This window comes from Lysinibacillus sp. BNK-21, assembly GCF_048684915.1.
In the GTDB taxonomy this organism is placed as follows: Bacteria; Bacillota; Bacilli; order Bacillales_A; family Planococcaceae; genus Lysinibacillus; species Lysinibacillus capsici.
On the sequence record NZ_JBLQTS010000001.1, the window covers coordinates 2,770,574 to 2,786,882 of the forward strand.

General features: G+C 39.1%; 18 protein-coding genes. 10 read left to right on the plus strand and 8 right to left on the minus strand.

The annotated features are described in order from the left end of the window. A complete protein-coding gene (locus ACMGGO_RS14320; protein WP_048390162.1) occupies window positions 1-582 on the minus strand; it encodes a TetR/AcrR family transcriptional regulator in 582 nt (193 codons plus the stop codon). A 155-nt stretch (window positions 583-737) separates the two neighbouring features. Between ACMGGO_RS14320 and ACMGGO_RS14325 the strand changes: the two genes are divergently transcribed. After that, entirely contained in the window at window positions 738-1,496 is a 759-nt protein-coding gene (locus ACMGGO_RS14325) for an SDR family oxidoreductase (RefSeq protein WP_066037728.1), read from the plus strand. A gap of 48 nt (window positions 1,497-1,544) precedes the next feature. Here the strand turns inward: ACMGGO_RS14325 and brnQ are convergent, their stop codons facing one another. After that, window positions 1,545-2,885 (minus strand): branched-chain amino acid transport system II carrier protein, encoded by a 1,341-nt coding sequence (gene brnQ, locus ACMGGO_RS14330; RefSeq protein WP_054550837.1) that lies wholly within the window; start codon window positions 2,883-2,885, stop codon window positions 1,545-1,547. 166 nt (window positions 2,886-3,051) lie between these two features. After that, the gene (locus ACMGGO_RS14335; protein ID WP_048390156.1) at window positions 3,052-3,804 is read right to left on the minus strand and encodes an alpha/beta hydrolase; all 753 of its coding nucleotides are present in this window, start codon (window positions 3,802-3,804) and stop codon (window positions 3,052-3,054) included. A gap of 285 nt (window positions 3,805-4,089) precedes the next feature. Between ACMGGO_RS14335 and ACMGGO_RS14340 the strand changes: the two genes are divergently transcribed. Together ACMGGO_RS14340 and ACMGGO_RS14345 are read left to right on the plus strand one after the other, a co-directional pair. Beyond that, the gene (locus tag ACMGGO_RS14340; RefSeq protein ID WP_048390154.1) at window positions 4,090-4,971 is read left to right on the plus strand and encodes a LysR family transcriptional regulator; all 882 of its coding nucleotides are present in this window, start codon (window positions 4,090-4,092) and stop codon (window positions 4,969-4,971) included. Between the two features lie 90 nt (window positions 4,972-5,061). After that, window positions 5,062-5,628, plus strand: coding sequence for a DUF5412 family protein (locus ACMGGO_RS14345; protein ID WP_054550836.1), 567 nt, complete (start codon window positions 5,062-5,064; stop codon window positions 5,626-5,628). A gap of 141 nt (window positions 5,629-5,769) precedes the next feature. Here the strand turns inward: ACMGGO_RS14345 and ACMGGO_RS14350 are convergent, their stop codons facing one another. Next, a complete protein-coding gene (locus ACMGGO_RS14350) occupies window positions 5,770-6,558 on the minus strand; it encodes a DUF1835 domain-containing protein (RefSeq protein ID WP_279494567.1) in 789 nt (262 codons plus the stop codon). Between the two features lie 12 nt (window positions 6,559-6,570). Then, window positions 6,571-7,194, minus strand: coding sequence for a LysE family translocator (locus ACMGGO_RS14355; protein WP_279494566.1), 624 nt, complete (start codon window positions 7,192-7,194; stop codon window positions 6,571-6,573). A gap of 215 nt (window positions 7,195-7,409) precedes the next feature. Between ACMGGO_RS14355 and ACMGGO_RS14360 the strand changes: the two genes are divergently transcribed. From ACMGGO_RS14360 to ACMGGO_RS14385, 6 genes are all read left to right on the plus strand, one after another. Next, window positions 7,410-7,793 (plus strand): hypothetical protein, encoded by a 384-nt coding sequence (locus tag ACMGGO_RS14360; RefSeq protein ID WP_004229554.1) that lies wholly within the window; start codon window positions 7,410-7,412, stop codon window positions 7,791-7,793. 385 nt (window positions 7,794-8,178) lie between these two features. Further along, window positions 8,179-9,273, plus strand: a complete 1,095-nt coding sequence (proB, locus tag ACMGGO_RS14365) for a glutamate 5-kinase (RefSeq protein WP_420281975.1) — start codon at window positions 8,179-8,181, stop codon at window positions 9,271-9,273. Window positions 9,274-9,286: 13 nt separating this feature from the next. Beyond that, a complete protein-coding gene (locus tag ACMGGO_RS14370; protein WP_054550833.1) occupies window positions 9,287-10,537 on the plus strand; it encodes a glutamate-5-semialdehyde dehydrogenase in 1,251 nt (416 codons plus the stop codon). A 39-nt stretch (window positions 10,538-10,576) separates the two neighbouring features. Continuing rightward, window positions 10,577-11,461 carry a DMT family transporter gene (locus ACMGGO_RS14375; RefSeq protein WP_420281976.1) on the plus strand — a complete coding sequence of 295 codons (885 nt, stop codon included), beginning with the start codon at window positions 10,577-10,579 and terminating at the stop codon, window positions 11,459-11,461. Further along, window positions 11,461-12,423, plus strand: coding sequence for a carbohydrate kinase family protein (locus ACMGGO_RS14380; protein WP_420281977.1), 963 nt, complete (start codon window positions 11,461-11,463; stop codon window positions 12,421-12,423). The genes ACMGGO_RS14375 and ACMGGO_RS14380 overlap by 1 nt, the downstream gene beginning before the upstream one ends. A 63-nt stretch (window positions 12,424-12,486) precedes the next feature. After that, window positions 12,487-12,876 (plus strand): RDD family protein, encoded by a 390-nt coding sequence (locus tag ACMGGO_RS14385; RefSeq protein ID WP_112117780.1) that lies wholly within the window; start codon window positions 12,487-12,489, stop codon window positions 12,874-12,876. A gap of 129 nt (window positions 12,877-13,005) precedes the next feature. Here ACMGGO_RS14385 and ACMGGO_RS14390 read toward each other — a convergent pair whose 3' ends face one another. Both ACMGGO_RS14390 and ACMGGO_RS14395 read right to left on the minus strand, forming a co-directional pair. Next, a complete protein-coding gene (locus ACMGGO_RS14390; RefSeq protein ID WP_328011923.1) occupies window positions 13,006-13,683 on the minus strand; it encodes a hypothetical protein in 678 nt (225 codons plus the stop codon). 100 nt (window positions 13,684-13,783) lie between these two features. Further along, window positions 13,784-14,215, minus strand: a complete 432-nt coding sequence (locus ACMGGO_RS14395) for a GNAT family N-acetyltransferase (protein WP_066037722.1) — start codon at window positions 14,213-14,215, stop codon at window positions 13,784-13,786. 125 nt (window positions 14,216-14,340) lie between these two features. On the opposite strand from ACMGGO_RS14395, the gene ACMGGO_RS14400 reads away from it, so the two are divergent. Further along, window positions 14,341-14,793 carry a MarR family winged helix-turn-helix transcriptional regulator gene (locus ACMGGO_RS14400; protein WP_004229576.1) on the plus strand — a complete coding sequence of 151 codons (453 nt, stop codon included), beginning with the start codon at window positions 14,341-14,343 and terminating at the stop codon, window positions 14,791-14,793. Between the two features lie 43 nt (window positions 14,794-14,836). Here ACMGGO_RS14400 and ACMGGO_RS14405 read toward each other — a convergent pair whose 3' ends face one another. Next, the gene (locus ACMGGO_RS14405) at window positions 14,837-16,192 is read right to left on the minus strand and encodes an aspartate aminotransferase family protein (RefSeq protein WP_420281978.1); all 1,356 of its coding nucleotides are present in this window, start codon (window positions 16,190-16,192) and stop codon (window positions 14,837-14,839) included. Window positions 16,193-16,309 lie beyond the last annotated feature (117 nt).

Below are 16,309 nucleotides of genomic sequence, written 5' to 3' on the forward strand. Positions count from 1 at the left end.
CTATCCCCCACTCCTCACATTCTTTAAAATAGCTGCTAGCTGTTGATTTAACATGGTCACGCTATCGCTGAAATCGCCGCGATACCATTGGATGATGAGTCCGATGATGGCGTTTGCTTGATAGGCACTATAATAGTCGATCGAGATATGATCCTCCATTTGATGTATGTGCTGTGTGGTAATATCGCGTTTTAGCAGGGAATAAATCCCATCAAATAGCATGTAATAGTAGGTCAGCGGGACATTTTTAGAAAAGACGATACGGTAAAACATTTTAAAGCGTTCAATATGATGAAAAATACGGATAGTATTGGGATCTAATTGATTTGTGTCCAATGTCGTGACGGCACGATAGGGTTCTTCATAGGATTGATATAAATCCTCCATTATCTCCTGAAAATATTCTTCAAAGAGCCCCTCTTTTTGCTCGTAGTGTAAATAGAAGGTTCCTCTATTGACCTTTGCTTCTCTACAAATTTCAGCAATGGAGATTTGCTCCAATGGTTTTTGGCTAAGCAATGTCAATAAAGCATCGTGGAGAGCTTGCTTCGTTTTAATAATCCGTAAATCCGTAGTACGCAATTTTTTCAACTCCTTAATAAACAGATTGTCCAAATGTGTTGATTACTCAACACATCCCATTTTTTTGCATATTGAAATCGCTTTCATCTTTATTATATGATTTTAATGAACAGATGTTCAATAAGTAAAGATATTACTATGAGGAGGTCTTTGAGATGAGATTAGAAGGTAAAGTAGCCATTGTGACAGGTGCAGCTTCAGGTATGGGGAAAGCCATTGCAGAAGGATATGCAAAAGAAGGCGCTAAGGTTGCCGTTTCAGACTTAAATTTAGAGGGTGCCCAAGCGGTTGTGGAAGGTATTCAAGCGGCTGGAGGAACAGCATTTGCCATTCAAACCAATGTCGCATCAACAGAAGACTTACAACGCTTATTTGATGAAACAAAAACGAACTATGGTCAATTAGATATATTAGTCAACAATGCAGGTATTATGGATGGTATGGAGCCAGTTGGAGAAATTTCTGATGAACGATGGGAAAAAGTATTTGCAGTGAATACAACAGCTATTATGCGCTCTATGCGTATGGCTACCGAAATTTTCCTTGCACAAGGTCACGGTGTCTTTGTCAATAATATTTCTGCAGGTGGCTTATATGGTGCACGGGCTGGGGCTGCTTATACAGCTTCAAAACATGCGGTAGTTGGTTTAACAAAAAATACAGCCTTTATGTATGCTGATAAAAATATTCGCTGTAATGGTATTGCGCCAGGAGCAGTGATGACCAATATCGCCTCTTCTATGACAAATATGAGCCAAACAGGTGCTGCACGACAAGCACTAGGACTATCCATCAATCCGCGGGCTGGTCAGCCAGAAGAAATCGCTCAATTAGCGATCTTCCTAGGCTCAGATGAGGCTAGCTTTGTGAATGGACAAGTTATTGCTGTTGATGGTGGCTGGACAGCTTACTAATCCATAAAGAAACACGCACAGAGACATTTTCTGTGCGTGTTTCTTTCATTATATAACTTTTCGAGACGGAATCATGCTTCCAATTACTGCCCCTATTAACGCTGGCAGTATCCATCCTAAGCCAATATCATAAAAAGGAAGCATCGCAGAATAGTATTTCTCTACTGCATCCAATATACCTAACTTCGCATCTGGCACACTTTCTACCAGAGCTTTATAGCCATCAATCAGGCTAATGAAAAATGTAAAAATCATCGCTATGGCATACACTGTTTGCTTATTCTTAAAGAAGGATGAGCTTAGAGCGAGCAAGATTAGGACGATCGCTAATGGATATAAGAACATTAAAACTGGAATAGCATATTTGATAATATTGTTTAAACCAAAATTCGCAATCGTAAAGGATACAGCACACAACAGAAACACAAACCATTTGTAACTAATTTTTGGAAATACCTCATGGAAAAACTCACTACAAGATGTAATTAAGCCGATACTTGTTTTTAAGCAAGCGAGAACGATGATGACCGCCAATAAAATAGCTCCAAATGAGCCGAAATAATGATCGGCCACTGCCGCAAAGATTAAACCACCATTATCAAAAGTCCCGACAGCATTAATACTGGAAGCGCCCATATATGTTATGAGACCATAAATCAGCGTCATTAAAGCCATCGCAAAAATACCTGATGTCCATGTAGCCTTGGCAATTTCCTTACGATCTGTAATCCCTGCACTTTTAATTGCATTAATGACAACAATCCCGAAGGCTAGTGAGGCAAGGGCGTCCATCGTATTATAGCCTTCTTTAAAGCCTGTCATAAAGGCGGCATCCATATATTCACCAATTGGCTGCTGGAAATGGCCCATTGGCTTCGTAATGCTTGTAATAATTAAAATAAATAAAACAACTAAAAATGCAGGCGTTAAATATTTACCGATATAATCCATTATTTTCGCTGGATTTAAAGAAAAATAGTAGACAATGGCAAAAAATATAAAGCTAAATACAGCAAGTAGCAGTGTTGCATGCTGTGCTTGAATATATGGCTCAAACCCTACTACAAAAGGTACAGTTGCTGTACGTGGGATGGCAAAGAATGGTCCGATTGTTAAGTACAGTGCCAATGAAAAAATAATACCAAATATAGGATGAACACGATTGGCTAGATCACGTAAACCATTACTACCTGATAAGCCAATTGCCAAAATTCCGAGGAATGGTAAGCCGATAGCAGTCACTAAAAATCCGATTAATCCAAACCAAAAATTAGTCCCAGCAAATTGACCCATTTGAATAGGAAAAATTAGGTTCCCTGCTCCAAAATACAGTCCAAATAACATGGTACCAATGACTGCGTAAGTTGAAAAAGGTATTTTTTGTTGCATAATTGATGTGCTCCTTAGTAGTTTTAGACTATAGCAAATTATTTTAATCGAATGATTTTTCACTACAATTTCATCATGTTATCAAGCATTTATTATAATTACAATAGTTTTTTCGTTTATCCAGTGAGATTCAACAAAAAAAGAGCTGTCTACTGACAGCCCCTTCTTAGTTTGCAACTGACCATTCAATATGATCTAAAAATTTATAAACATCTTCATACACTTTATCGCGTTCTTTGTCCAATGTAATAATGTGGCCAGAGTTTTCATACCAAATGATTTCTTTGTCGTCTGTTTCCACAGTATTTAAAATAAAAGGTGCGCTTTCTTGATATAGGTCATCATCTAGTGAGCCTTGTAACACAAGAGTTGGTGCTTTGATCGTTGATAATTCTTCACGCGTTTCTGTTGTTAAACGTGTTACGCCGTCCAATGAATCCTTCGGTGAAATACGTAATTCATGTAATTCTGAAATAATTTGATCTTTTGATTTATTTTCAAAGTGTTTATATAAACGAGCATAGTGGTACAAACGTGTAAATAAGCCTTTTGAATTATCACGTGTAATCGGTGCACACATCGCTACACATGCTTTCACTGGGAATGTCTCTGCGACCTTTAACGAAAAGACGCCTCCAAGTGAAATCCCAACAACAGCGATTTCTTCATAGCCTTTCTTTTGTAGGAAGTTATAACCTTCTACTACATCGTTCCACCAATCTTCTGGTTTTGTTTCTAATAATGCTTCTGGTTCTACGCCATGCCCACTATAAATTGGTGCATGCACAGTGTAACCTCGTTGAGATAAAAATTCTCCTAGCTTTTTCACATCTTTTGTGCTACCTGTGAATCCATGCAGTAATAGTACGGCTTTTTTGCCTCCCTCGATTGTTAGAGGTTGTGGCTTTGTTAACTTCATTTTATGATATCCCCTTCACGGAAATTAATAATTGTGTATTTTATGTGTCTATCTTATCACCCTTTATTCATAATGTACAATTTATAGTTTTTATCAAATCAATGTTTATTGTGCATGAATGATGTCAACTTAACGGCTGTACTATCACACTTTCTGCTACTTAACTTTTCCTTTCTGCTAAATAATTGCAACGTCCTTTTAAAAATTTTTTGTTACCTATACTTCCCGTCTGTTTCCCGTTATAATGCAGATAACTTAAAAATCACAAGAAAAGAGGTGAAAAAAATGGAGTGGCAACAATTAGAATATTTTGTAACCGTTGCAAAGTTAGAGCATATGACACGGGCTGCCGAAGCATTAGCGATTTCACAGCCAGCACTTAGTCGTTCAATTTCAAAGCTGGAGGAAGAATTAGGTGTACCGCTTTTCGACAGACAAGGGCGCTCGATTATGCTAAACCGATATGGAGAGCTATTTTTATATCGTGTCCAGCGCATGCGTAAAGAATATGAAAAGGCTGTTTTAGAATTACAGGAGCTTAATAATCCAGAACTTGGAGATGTATCACTCGGTTTTTTACATACACTTGGAACGAGTATTGTACCCGACTTGATTCGTGCCTTCCGTCAAAAACATCCCCATATCCGTTTTCATTTCACACAAAACTACTCCCATTCACAGTTAAAACAATTACTGGCAGGTGAGTTAGACTTGTGCCTACTAGCCGCGATTGATACAGAGCCGCCAGTTTGTTGGAAGGAATTATGGCGAGATGAGCTCTTTATAATGGTCCCAATTGACCATCCATTAGCCCATCGTAAAAGCATCAAAATGAAAGAATTGGAGCATGAAAGTTTTGTCTTAATGAAAAAAGGCTATGCATTACGCCGCTCAGCTGATCGCTTATTAAATGCTGCGGGCATTAAGCCTAAAATTTCTTATGAAGGTGATGAAGTATCGACAATCGCTGGATTTGTTGGTGCGGGGCTTGGCGTTTCCTTACTACCCGATGATGAGGATTTAAACCCCAAAAAAATCGTTAAAATTCATGTTGAGGATATGGTATGTGAACGAATTATAGGCATGGCTTGGATAGAAAATCGTTATTTATCGCCATCTGCACGTCAGTTTAAACAATTTGTCTTTGATTTTTATGACAATAAATAGAAAGAGCGAGTAACAACATCATCTAGATGTCCTTGTTACTCGCTTTATTTTCTAAAAGGCACTGTTTTACCATACTAGGGAGGTAATAATTTGAATTTATTACTTAATACATTAGGTTTCTTTGTATTTTTATTTACCTTGATCGTATTGTTCATTTTTGTAATCAAATTAATGATTTTCTTTTTTAAACAGAAAAACTTCCCTAAAAAAACACTAACAGCACTATTGACAGGTTTAGTACTGTTTTTGGGAATATTTATATATATCCAATATTTTTTTACGTTTAGTACTTTAGATAAAAAAGATACGCAAAAGGTGCCCGAATCTGTGTCATCTCCTACAGGGGAATATACAGCGCACGCTTATTATGAACCATATGGTGGTGCAGGTCCAAGTGGTGGTGTTCATGTATGGATAGAAATTTTAAATAATAATGCTCACACAAACAAAATCGTCTATTATGCAGAGGCAAAAAGTCAATTCTCGATGGAATGGCTAGACGAAGAAAAATTATCCATTGTTAATAAAGAGCCTAATTATACCAATTCAAATAGAAGTATAGTATTAAGTATTGATAAAGAGATTTATCATGAAAATGGCTTGGCTTGTCAAAGTTTGTTAATGAAAGATGAATATGAAAAGTGTTATCAAAATTAAAAAGGTTAAGTTACTGTGCTGAATCATTATGTTGAAACGACTGACTTTGAGCACTACTAATACAAACGGCTTCAAGCATTTGGCACAATAAAAAATCAGGCTTTGCTCGCATGATTTTTACTGTTCATTCTCTTAAATGTATTAAAGTAATTTAACCTGATAGGAAAAAATATCCGTTGTATCGCCTTTCATTGCAAATACTCCCTGTTCGACGAGCGTCAGTAAGCGATACTCTACAAAATCATTTCCTACATAATGGACAAATGTTTCAAATGTCTGTGCCAAAATATGCGTAGGCATTAGCCACTCTTCATTTTGCTGTAAATGCAAATTTTTTGCACTGGCGATAATGTGTGCATCCATTGCATCTTCCTCTACATGCAATAGTTCACTTTTCCATAACCGTAATGTACTTGGCTGTTCTTTAATGTTTTCCCATTCCTTAGCGAGTTGCTGACATTCTTGCACAGAGAATCGTTTTGCACTAGGGCGAAGCTTCATTAGCATTTCCGAGGAAAGCTCGCCTGTATGGCGAATGTCTAAATTGGGGTGAATACTCTTCAGATTCTCCGTTGCATCAATACCATACACCATACTGCATTTATGAATTAACTCACTCATCACATAGCGCAGTCCTATCTGTTCATGTGTGTTGTGACTATACCAAATCCACACATCCACATCACAAGGTAAATTAGCGATTTTTTTCCTCCAGTTTTCATACATCTCATCATACAATTGCTGGTCATCATCATCTAAAATATGCGTGGCTAACCAAGTTTTACGTTCTTCAAAGTTTTGAAGAGGTCCAATCGAGAGATCATCATGGACACTTAGAACTGATTCATTTCGCTGCAAACGATGTTGACGAATTGCAAGTTTCATAGAACCCTGCGTTGCTAAGCTAAAGGTAATATGTAAAATAGCCATGTCCATTCCTCCCTACTGTTTGCTGATGGCAATCTGTATCCCGATAAATGTGAATAGAATACCTTGAACTGTATTTAGTCGTTTAGCAATCGCAGGTTTACCAATAATGACTTGTCTAACTTTCCCTGCAAATATACTAAACAATGAAAATAATACAAGCGCTTGTATTAAAAATACAATACCCAAAATAAGCATTTGAAACGCCACATGTCCTTGCGATGGATTAACAAACTGTGGTAACAGCGCTAGGAAAAATAACGATACTTTTGGATTTAAAATATTCATTAATATTCCTTTTTTATATAATTTAATATAGGCTTGCGTATTTTGCTGTTGCAACGTAAAAGGGTCTCCTTTAGCACGAAATGATTGCCAAGCTAGATATAATAAATACGCTGCTCCTGCAAATTTGACGATGGTAAAAATAATGGTCGATTGATAAATTATCGCAGAAATACCAAGTACTGCTGCACTAATATGAACAAGTAGCCCTGTACACAATCCAAAAGATGTGGCAATACCCGCTTTTTTATCTTGTGTAATACTTTGGGCAAGCACAAATAAATTATCGGGCCCTGGCATAATGGTTAAAATCATCGCAGCCCCTAAAAACGCAAATAACGTTGAGATGTCCAAAACTTTCCCTTCCTTCAACTTCTTTTAAAAAACTATATACATTATACTACATGACGTTGTTCTCACTAGATGTAAGTTTATGACTTTATCCAAAACTTTTTTTAAATTTTGGTTTCACAATTTATGCTCGCTCAAGCGATACTTTTCTTCCCTAATCCATTATAATAGTAGAAACTCATGATAAACCAGATAACTTCCATAAGAGGTGATTGATAATGGCAGTAAGTGATATTGTCACGCAATATGAGGATGAGCATGGACAGGTTTACTATAAAATGAAATCCCATGACATTGAGGTAAAGGCCACACAAAACGCAGGCTTAGCACCTGTCATCACGTATTGGATGGCTGACAAAGAGATTACAGATTCCATTCGAAATTTACGCTTCAGTCCACGTGCCCCATCTAGCTATATACAAGATTACGAAGAATTTCAAGCAATGCTTTATGCGAAAGAGCAACGGGCCATTAACCAGCTGTATGAACAAATGAGCATTAAACCCAAAAATATGTCTTCGGGGAAACAAGTCATTTGGAGTTTCTTTGTCATTGTACTGGCTATGCTTCCCCTTTTCATTGCGATTTGGTGGTTTAAATAATTGAATAAGCGACCTCTTTAGCGTTTTAGCGCATCCCTTTCTTAATTTATCAAAACTTTCAAGTAATTTATCCATTCAGCTTGACAGACTACTAGAAGTAGTGCATCCTTTAGTCAATAGATGAGAAAACGAACGAAGATCAGTAGTTAGCCACTGCTTGAAAAGAGAGCGATGCCCATCGGCTGCAAGGCATTGTACAAGAAAGACTGATGAAACCTACTTCGTGAATCGTCCTAGCCAAACTAGGCGCAGTCTCTAGCGTTATGAGAAAAGTGGAATGTCGCATGATATTCAATGTAGGTGGTACCACGGAAGGCAAGTCTTTTCGTCCTAATTTTTAGGATGAAAAGGCTTTTTTTGATTCAGTAATGATGGAGGTAGTGAAATGGAGAGAAAAAGGATCGTTGTTAAAATTGGCAGTAGCTCTTTAACGAACGCAAAAGGTGAAATCGATAAAGTTCGCTTAATGGACCATGTACAGGCAATCGCTGAATTAAAAAAACTGGGACATGAAGTTTTACTTGTCTCATCAGGTGCCGTAGCGGCAGGTTTTAAACAACTTGGCTACCCTGCTCGTCCTGTGACGGTGAAAGGAAAGCAGGCAGCTGCTGCTGTAGGACAGAGCCTACTCATTCAAACGTATAGTGCTTTATTTAGTATTTACGATATCATGCCTGCCCAGATTTTACTGACACGCACGGATTTTTCTAAAAAAGAATGCTATAAAAATGCCTATGCCACTTTCGAGGAATTATTAGAACGATCAATGCTACCGATTATTAATGAAAACGATACTGTGTCTATTAGTGAGTTAACCTTTGGTGATAATGATATGCTGTCTGCACTCGTAAGTGGGCTTGTCCATGCAGATCAGCTCATCATTTTAACTGATATCAATGGCCTTTATAATGCCAATCCCAATAAAAACCCTCAGGCAGAGCGCATTGATCGATTAGCGGCTATTACAGATGATCTGCTAAGCTTTGCGGATGGTACAGGATCAAAGGTTGGCACAGGTGGCATGGCCTCCAAGCTTCTGGCTGCACGAACAGCGCTCCGTGCAGGAGTGAAGGTATTTATTGGAACAGGTCATGGTGCACAGAAGCTCGTCGATATTTTAGCAGGACATGGTGATGGCACTTATGTGGAGCATGACGAGCTTGCTGTGTTAACAAATCATAAACAGTGGATTGCACTTACGGAAATTTCTGGTAAAATTTTTATAGATAGTGGTGCTGAACAGGCTTTAATGAATAATGGGAAAAGTCTATTACCTGCTGGCGTCTATCGTGTAGAAGGTGATTTTGTAAATGGTGATGTTGTTGAAGTCTATAGCGAGAAGGACTTACTAGGACGCGGCGAAGTACTGTACTCATCCCAAGAGCTTATCTCTGCCATGGGAAAACGGACTGATACATTGCTGAAAAGCCCTATTGAGGTAATTCACCGAGACAAATGGCTGAAAATTCAAACGAATTAAGGAGGAATGACAAATGACAAGTGAAATTCAAGAAAAAGGACAACGCGCAAAAGCCGCAAGCTACATGTTAAATATTAAAACAACCTGCGAGAAAAATGAGGCACTGAAAAAAATTGCAGAACAGCTATTAATCGATCAACCTGATATCATGGCTGAAAATGCAAAGGATTTGGCACAGGGTGAGCAGCAAGGTATTCCTGCGTCTACGTTAGATCGTATCATGCTCAATGAAGAACGGATTGCGGCAATGGCCGATGCCATTCATTTACTCATCTCCTTAAACGATCCAGTAGGTACAATTGTTGAACGCATTGAAAAAGACAATGGGCTGCGCATTGAAAAACGAATTGTGCCACTTGGTGTTATTGGTATGATCTATGAAGCTCGACCAAATGTCACGATCGATGCAGCAACACTTTCCCTAAAAACGGGCAATGCAGTTATTTTGCGTGGAAGCTCCTCTGCTAAGTTTTCTAATATGGCTCTTGTTGCAAGTATTCATCGCGCGCTTGCTAAAACATCCATCCCTACAGATGCTGTTCAATTAATTGAGGATACAAGCCGCGAAACAGCCAAAGAACTCTTCCATTTAAAAGAGTACTTAGATGTGCTCATTCCTCGCGGTGGCAAAGCCCTGATCGATTTAGTTGTCAATGAAGCGACTGTTCCTGTACTGGAAACAGGTGCAGGCAACTGTCACATTTACGTGGATGAAATGGCGGATTACATAAAAGCAGAAAAAATCTGTCTGAATGCTAAAACACAGCGTCCTTCTGTTTGTAATGCAGCAGAAAGCTTACTCATTCATCCTACTTGGTTTCAAGAACATGGCGTCCAGCTTTTAACGTCCCTTCATCATGCAGGTGTAGCCATCATCGGTGATGAGCAAGTATGTCAGCAATTTGCAGCTGCCCTTCCAGCTACGGCGGAAGATTATGCGACAGAGTTCCTTGATTTAAAAATAAGCGTTAAATTGGTGGAAAATGTCTATGAAGCGATTGAGCATATTCAATACTTTGGCACAAATCATTCTGAGGCCATCATTACAGAAGATCAATTAACCGCCGAGACGTTCTTAAACAATGTTGATGCAGCAGCAGTGTATCATAATGCCTCCACCCGCTTCACAGACGGCTTTGAATTTGGCTATGGTGCAGAAATCGGTATTAGTACACAAAAGCTACATGCCCGTGGACCAATGGGCTTGCCTGCATTAACATCAACAAAATATGTTATTCATGGCAACGGCCAAATTCGTGAATAGTTCTTATAGTTTCATAAAATAATAGAAGGAAGGTTTCGTATGAACATCTCAGCAATCATTAAACTAACAGTCTCCATGGCACTGTTTGGTTCCATCGGCTTTTTTACCTTTCACACTGGTGTTCCCGCTACAGAGCTTGTCTTTGTTAGATGCATTTGCGCAACCCTCTTTCTAGGTGGTATGTGGCTCATCACTGGTGGACATAAAACAGAGGTATGGGATAAGAAAGAAATTTTTCAAACGCTTATTTGCGGTGTCTTTATTGTGTTAAACTGGGTATTTTTATTTAAAGCCTTTGAGGAAATGTCCATTTCAATTGCCATTTCCATCTATAATTTAGCCCCCATATTTGTGTTAATTTTAGGCGCTATCTTTTTGAAGGAAAAAATGACCATTCAGGCACTTGTCGCAACAATTACTTGCTTTATCGGTAGTATTTTTATCATCGGTCTCAATAATTTTGTGTCGTTCTCAGAATTTATGCAATCTGGCTTTATCTGGGCATTACTGTCAGCAGTATTTTATGCCCTTACAATGCTAACAAGCAAAACGATCACGAAGCTTAGCTCGTATGCGTTAACCTATATTCAAACAACAGTTGGAATCGTGATACTACTGCCTTTTATCAACTTCTCGCTGTTTGATGGATTAACGTCAACCAATTGGTTTTATATACTCGGCACAGGCTTTATTCATACAGGATTTGTTTACTATTTATTTTTTGATAGTATTCGTAGCCTGTCTACGATTCTTGTCTCTGTATTGGTTTTTGTCGACCCTGTTGTCGCCATTTTACTGGATATGCTATTGCTTGATTTTATGCCAAGCTTTACGCAAACGATGGGGATCCTTCTCATTTTCGCTGGTATTTTTTATACCATTTATGTTCCTAAGAAAAAGCGACTACCACAGGAGGTCTCATAATGGGCAAGCTCTTCACAATTGGAGAATTATTAATTGACTTTACACCGACACAGCAGCACGGCTCCCTAGCCAACATTGAGCATTTTACTAAACATGCAGGAGGGGCACCTGCCAATGTAGCCGCTGTCTGTGCAAAGCTAGGACAGCAGGTGGCCCTTCTTACACAAGTCGGTCAGGATGCCTTTGGTGACTTCCTAATCAAAACGTTGCAGCAAGCAGGTGTAGATACACAGTTTATTCGTCAATCAACGGATGGTGAAACAAGTCTTGCCTTTGTTTCATTAAATGAACATGGCGAACGAGATTTTCAATTTTATCGCCGACATGCTGCAGATCTCTTATACAAACAGGAATACCTCCCCTCGCAGCTATTAACAGCGCACGATATCGTTCACTTTTGCTCTGTTAATCTTGTAGAGAGTCCTATGAAACAAGCACATCTTGCCCTTATTGAACAGGCACATCAAGCAGGAAGCCTTATATCCTTCGATCCGAATGTGCGCCTTCCTTTATGGCAGGATAAGACGGCGTGTGGTGAAACTATTTTAGCCTTTTTACCAAAAGCCCATATTGTCAAGCTTTCAGAGGAAGAACTGTTGTTTTTAACAACTCTAGAAGATGAACAGGAAGCTGTTCAAACGTTATTCAAGGGATATGTAGAAGTTATCATCATTACACATGGTGCTGCTGGGGCTACCTTATATACGAAAAAGTATCATGTGAAGGCTCCTGCTAACAAGGTACAAACCGTTGATACAACTGGGGCTGGTGATGCTTTTATTGGCGCGATTTTAAGTCAATTTCTTCATCATCAACTAACAGTAGATCAAGTGGTAGCTCATTGTGAACAGTATGCAATGTCTCTGCTATCTTTTGCAAACGGATATGCGGGCATTTCAACAACAAAGCATGGGGCGATTCCATCCTATCCTGTACTTTCATTAGATATGAATCTAGGATAAATCGAAACTTTTTGTCCTTATTGTTCGTATGTACTAGTGACAGGTCATTAAAGGAGGGCTTATATGGAATCGATGACAAAAAAACGCACAGCTGCATTTTTAATCGATACAGCTGTTTCAACAGCTGTCACGTTTGGGGTTGAATACTTCCTACGAAAAAAAGTAAAAAATGAGGCTGTTCATGCACTCGTTACGCCAACCGTGGTATTGTGGGCGCTAGAATATGCACAACTCCGTAAAAACGGACAAACGATTGGCTACAAAGCAATGGGATTGACACTCGAAAATGAAGATGGTCGTCCATTATCAGAATGTCAAATTATTAAACGCATGGCTTATCGAGACACTATCAGTACGTTCGATTATCTAAAAGATCGCCAAGCCTTCGAGCAGCAGCATGGTCAACGTCTTCCTCATGATAGCTTTGCAGGTACGGTTGTAAAGCAAAAATAAAGGAAAGCTGCCTTATGTTTAGGCAGCTTTCTTAAATTGGCGCATTTTGCTAAAGTGATAATCCGACTGAACCATTATAGAAGGTAGCATGGCATTATCCTTCAATATAAGCCTCTTTCGAGAAGTACGCTAATCTTTGGAAATAAACTGCTGTATATCATTCGATAAAATCGCGTTTTCTGACGGAAACCAAAAATAAGTAGTACCATCAAATTGTATGCCATATTGAAAAGCAATGGCATCGTCTGTATAAAGGAGTACATCATAACGGTTCGTATCTCCATTTGGCTCAAAGGATGGGGCTGGTTTACTATTGACTAAAATTGCCTTTATAGCTGCCATGTCAGACTGGTTTGTATAGCTAGCCGTTTTCCGATTGCCTTCTTCCGTAGATGAGTAGAATTCTATTTTCTTCACTTCTTCTAATGGAACCTGATCAAAATTCCGTCGCGGCGGAGCTTCAGCTCTTATCATATAAATTCGATAGCCATTAATAACCGACTGATCCTCTACCGCAATGGCATCGTCAAGACCCTTTATCGCATAAAGCTTTGTTCCCTTCTCATGGAAGGCTGCATCGCCATCCTTAAAGCGATAGGAAGTTCTTTTGATATGATCTGCCACTTTAAAATCAACTTCCCCTATTTCCTTATCGATGAATGAACGATCGGCTAACGCTACTTCATATACAGCTTCATATTGCTCACCATCCCATTTAATTAAATCAACCCATTCGATGATGACTTGACTACCGCAAGCAGTCAGTAACAACAAACACATGAAACAAAGGCATATCCATTTCTTCAACAACATCCCCCCTTTCAGCAGTAGACCCAAGCAACGATTAAAAAGTTACAAAGTATGACGCTAAGTCTGGCATGTTCTATAATCGTGTGAATTTCGTCTGTTACCAGTATTTCTTCATTAAAATATGGGGGATGCCACAATCCATAAATTCTTCACCTTCACGCTGATAGCCTAATTTTTCATAAAAGCCTTCTGCATAGGACTGAGCATTTAATTTTGCTTTTGTTAGCCCTTTATCTCGAGCAATTTGCTCTAGGCCCACAATAACTTCCTTACCAAGGCCATATTTGCGGTATTCTTCTAATATACAAATACGCTCCAATTTGCCATAGTCCTCTACAACTCGAAGTCTCCCTGTTCCAACAGGTTGCTCATTGTAATACACCAAAATATGATCGCATGGAGCATCCAGTGCATCAAATTCATCATATTCTTCTTCCTCAGGGACTTGCTGCTCTTCAATAAAAACGCTTCGTCTAAAATCAAACGCTGTTTGTAATTCTGCTTCAGTTGTCACTTTTTTTATAGTCATTACTATTCCCCCTAGTTTCTCCTGCCTTATCATCTTCTCTAGGTGCAATTTCACTTTGAAGATGATAGTATTAGTATAGAATGATTTTTATTGCAATTACAACAAAAATCTCAGGAGGATCGAACATGAAAGAAATCTTACGTGAAATAGGTGCCATAGCACGGGCATTAGACTCGATAAGCAATATTGAATTCAAGGAATTGGATTTGACAAAGGGGCAATATTTATATGTCATCCGTATTTGTGAACATCCAGGTATTATTCAAGAGAAAGTCGCAGAGCTATTGAAGGTAGACCGTACAACGGCTTCACGAGCTATTCAAAAATTGGAGACCAAAGGCTTTATTGAAAAACGAATTGAACAAGGTAATAAGAAAAATAAATTACTTTTTCCTACAGCTAAAAGCATGGACATCTACCCTTTTTTAAAACGGGAGGGCGAATATTCCAATGCTCGTGCGCTTGAGGGGTTTTCTAATGAGGAGATTAACTGCATTCACAGTCTTCTAACACGTGTGTTGCATAACATCGAAATTGACTGGGAAGAGGTGAAGAAAGGGCATAAACGACAGTATTAAAGGCGATTCCTCGTGTTTTTCGCACATTTGGAATCGCCTTAGGCTAGACATTGGCTGCAAATACTCGTTTTAATACAGCAACCATAAAATCAAAGTCCTCGTCTGTACAGCACAGCGGTGGACTTAACGTAATGATATTATTGAAGCCTTCAACTGTATCACCATTTCTTCCAATAATTAAGCCATTTGCTTGACAATCAGCCATGATTTTCGCGATTAGCTCAGGCTTAGCAGGTGTTTGAGATTGTTTATCTTCAACCAGCTCGATGCCAATGAGTAACCCCAGCCCACGAATATCGCCAACGAAAGGCAGCTCTAATAGGTCTTGCAAATCATGTAGGAATTGAATACCCAAATCTCTTGCTCGCTGCACAAGTCCTTCCTCCTCCATGATTTTTATATTTTCTAAGGCCACTGCACAAGCTGCTGGATTGCCCCCAAACGTATTGATATGGCGAAAATGACTATAGCCGTCCGTCTCTTTAAATTTTTCATAAATGTCTTTCCGTATAGCTGTAATGGATAGTGGTAGGTAGGCACTCGTTAATCCTTTCGCCATGGTAATGACATCTGGTCGAATATCAAAATGCTGATGGCCAAATAGCTTACCTGTCCGTCCGAAGCCACAAATGACTTCATCCATGATGAGTAATACTCCATGCTTTCTACAAATGCGCTCGACTTCTTTGACATAAGTTGGATGTGGAATAAGCACTCCACCACCCGTGATGAGTGGCTCCATAATGACAGCCGCAATGGTTTCTTTTTGCTCCCAAATAATTTTTTCTTCCATTTCTCGGGCAAGTGCTAGACTGTATGCCTCAATTGACTGCCCTTTTGGACGACGATAGTAATCAGGTGGAGCAACATGTAAGAAGCCCGGTGTCAGCGGCTCGTACTTAAATTTACGTAATGCCTGACCTGTAGCTGCTAATGCCCCAAGTGAACTGCCATGATAGCCCCGATAACGAGCAATGATTTTGTAGCGGTTCCCTTCCCCATTTTGTTGATGGTATTGACGTATTAACTTAAACGCTACTTCATTCGCATCTGAGCCACTAGTGGAATAAAACATCATATAGTCATCATCAAGTAAGCTGTTTATTTTTTCAGCGAGCCTGATGGCAGGTTCATGGCTTTGTGTTAAAGGAGCATAGCAAAGCTTTTTTAGCTGCTCATACGCAACCCTAGCAAGACGCTCACGCCCATACCCTACATTCACTGCCCATAAGCCTGACATGCCATCTAAAAAGCGATTGCCTAAACTATCTGTAATCCATGCCCCTTCTCCCTGTTCAATAATGGGAGGTGCTTTGTCGTTATAGATAGACATGTGATGCCAAATGTTTTCATGATCTTTTTGCTGTAAAGTATGTGTAAACTGATCGTTTCGCTCCATATCATGACCTCCAATCGTGTATCATCGGTGTCTTTTTGTCTATCACCATTTTCCCTATTAAGCTAGTTAATATTGAAATTTTCTGATTTCTCTAACATAATGAAATAGACATTGTAC

Bases quoted from the DNA above. Each gene is read 5' to 3' on its own strand.
- ACMGGO_RS14325 (WP_066037728.1), top strand. From the start codon at position 738: ATGAGATTAGAAGGTAAAGTAGCCATTGTGACAGGTGCAGCTTCAGGT.
- brnQ (WP_054550837.1), bottom strand. From the start codon at position 2,885: ATGCAACAAAAAATACCTTTTTCAACTTACGCAGTCATTGGTACCATG.
- ACMGGO_RS14335 (WP_048390156.1), bottom strand. From the start codon at position 3,804: ATGAAGTTAACAAAGCCACAACCTCTAACAATCGAGGGAGGCAAAAAA.
- ACMGGO_RS14340 (WP_048390154.1), top strand. From the start codon at position 4,090: ATGGAGTGGCAACAATTAGAATATTTTGTAACCGTTGCAAAGTTAGAG.
- ACMGGO_RS14350 (WP_279494567.1), bottom strand. From the start codon at position 6,558: ATGGCTATTTTACATATTACCTTTAGCTTAGCAACGCAGGGTTCTATG.
- ACMGGO_RS14360 (WP_004229554.1), top strand. From the start codon at position 7,410: ATGGCAGTAAGTGATATTGTCACGCAATATGAGGATGAGCATGGACAG.
- proB (WP_420281975.1), top strand. From the start codon at position 8,179: ATGGAGAGAAAAAGGATCGTTGTTAAAATTGGCAGTAGCTCTTTAACG.
- ACMGGO_RS14370 (WP_054550833.1), top strand. From the start codon at position 9,287: ATGACAAGTGAAATTCAAGAAAAAGGACAACGCGCAAAAGCCGCAAGC.
- ACMGGO_RS14375 (WP_420281976.1), top strand. From the start codon at position 10,577: ATGAACATCTCAGCAATCATTAAACTAACAGTCTCCATGGCACTGTTT.
- ACMGGO_RS14380 (WP_420281977.1), top strand. From the start codon at position 11,461: ATGGGCAAGCTCTTCACAATTGGAGAATTATTAATTGACTTTACACCG.
- ACMGGO_RS14385 (WP_112117780.1), top strand. From the start codon at position 12,487: ATGGAATCGATGACAAAAAAACGCACAGCTGCATTTTTAATCGATACA.
- ACMGGO_RS14395 (WP_066037722.1), bottom strand. From the start codon at position 14,215: ATGACTATAAAAAAAGTGACAACTGAAGCAGAATTACAAACAGCGTTT.
- ACMGGO_RS14400 (WP_004229576.1), top strand. From the start codon at position 14,341: ATGAAAGAAATCTTACGTGAAATAGGTGCCATAGCACGGGCATTAGAC.
- ACMGGO_RS14405 (WP_420281978.1), bottom strand. From the start codon at position 16,192: ATGGAGCGAAACGATCAGTTTACACATACTTTACAGCAAAAAGATCAT.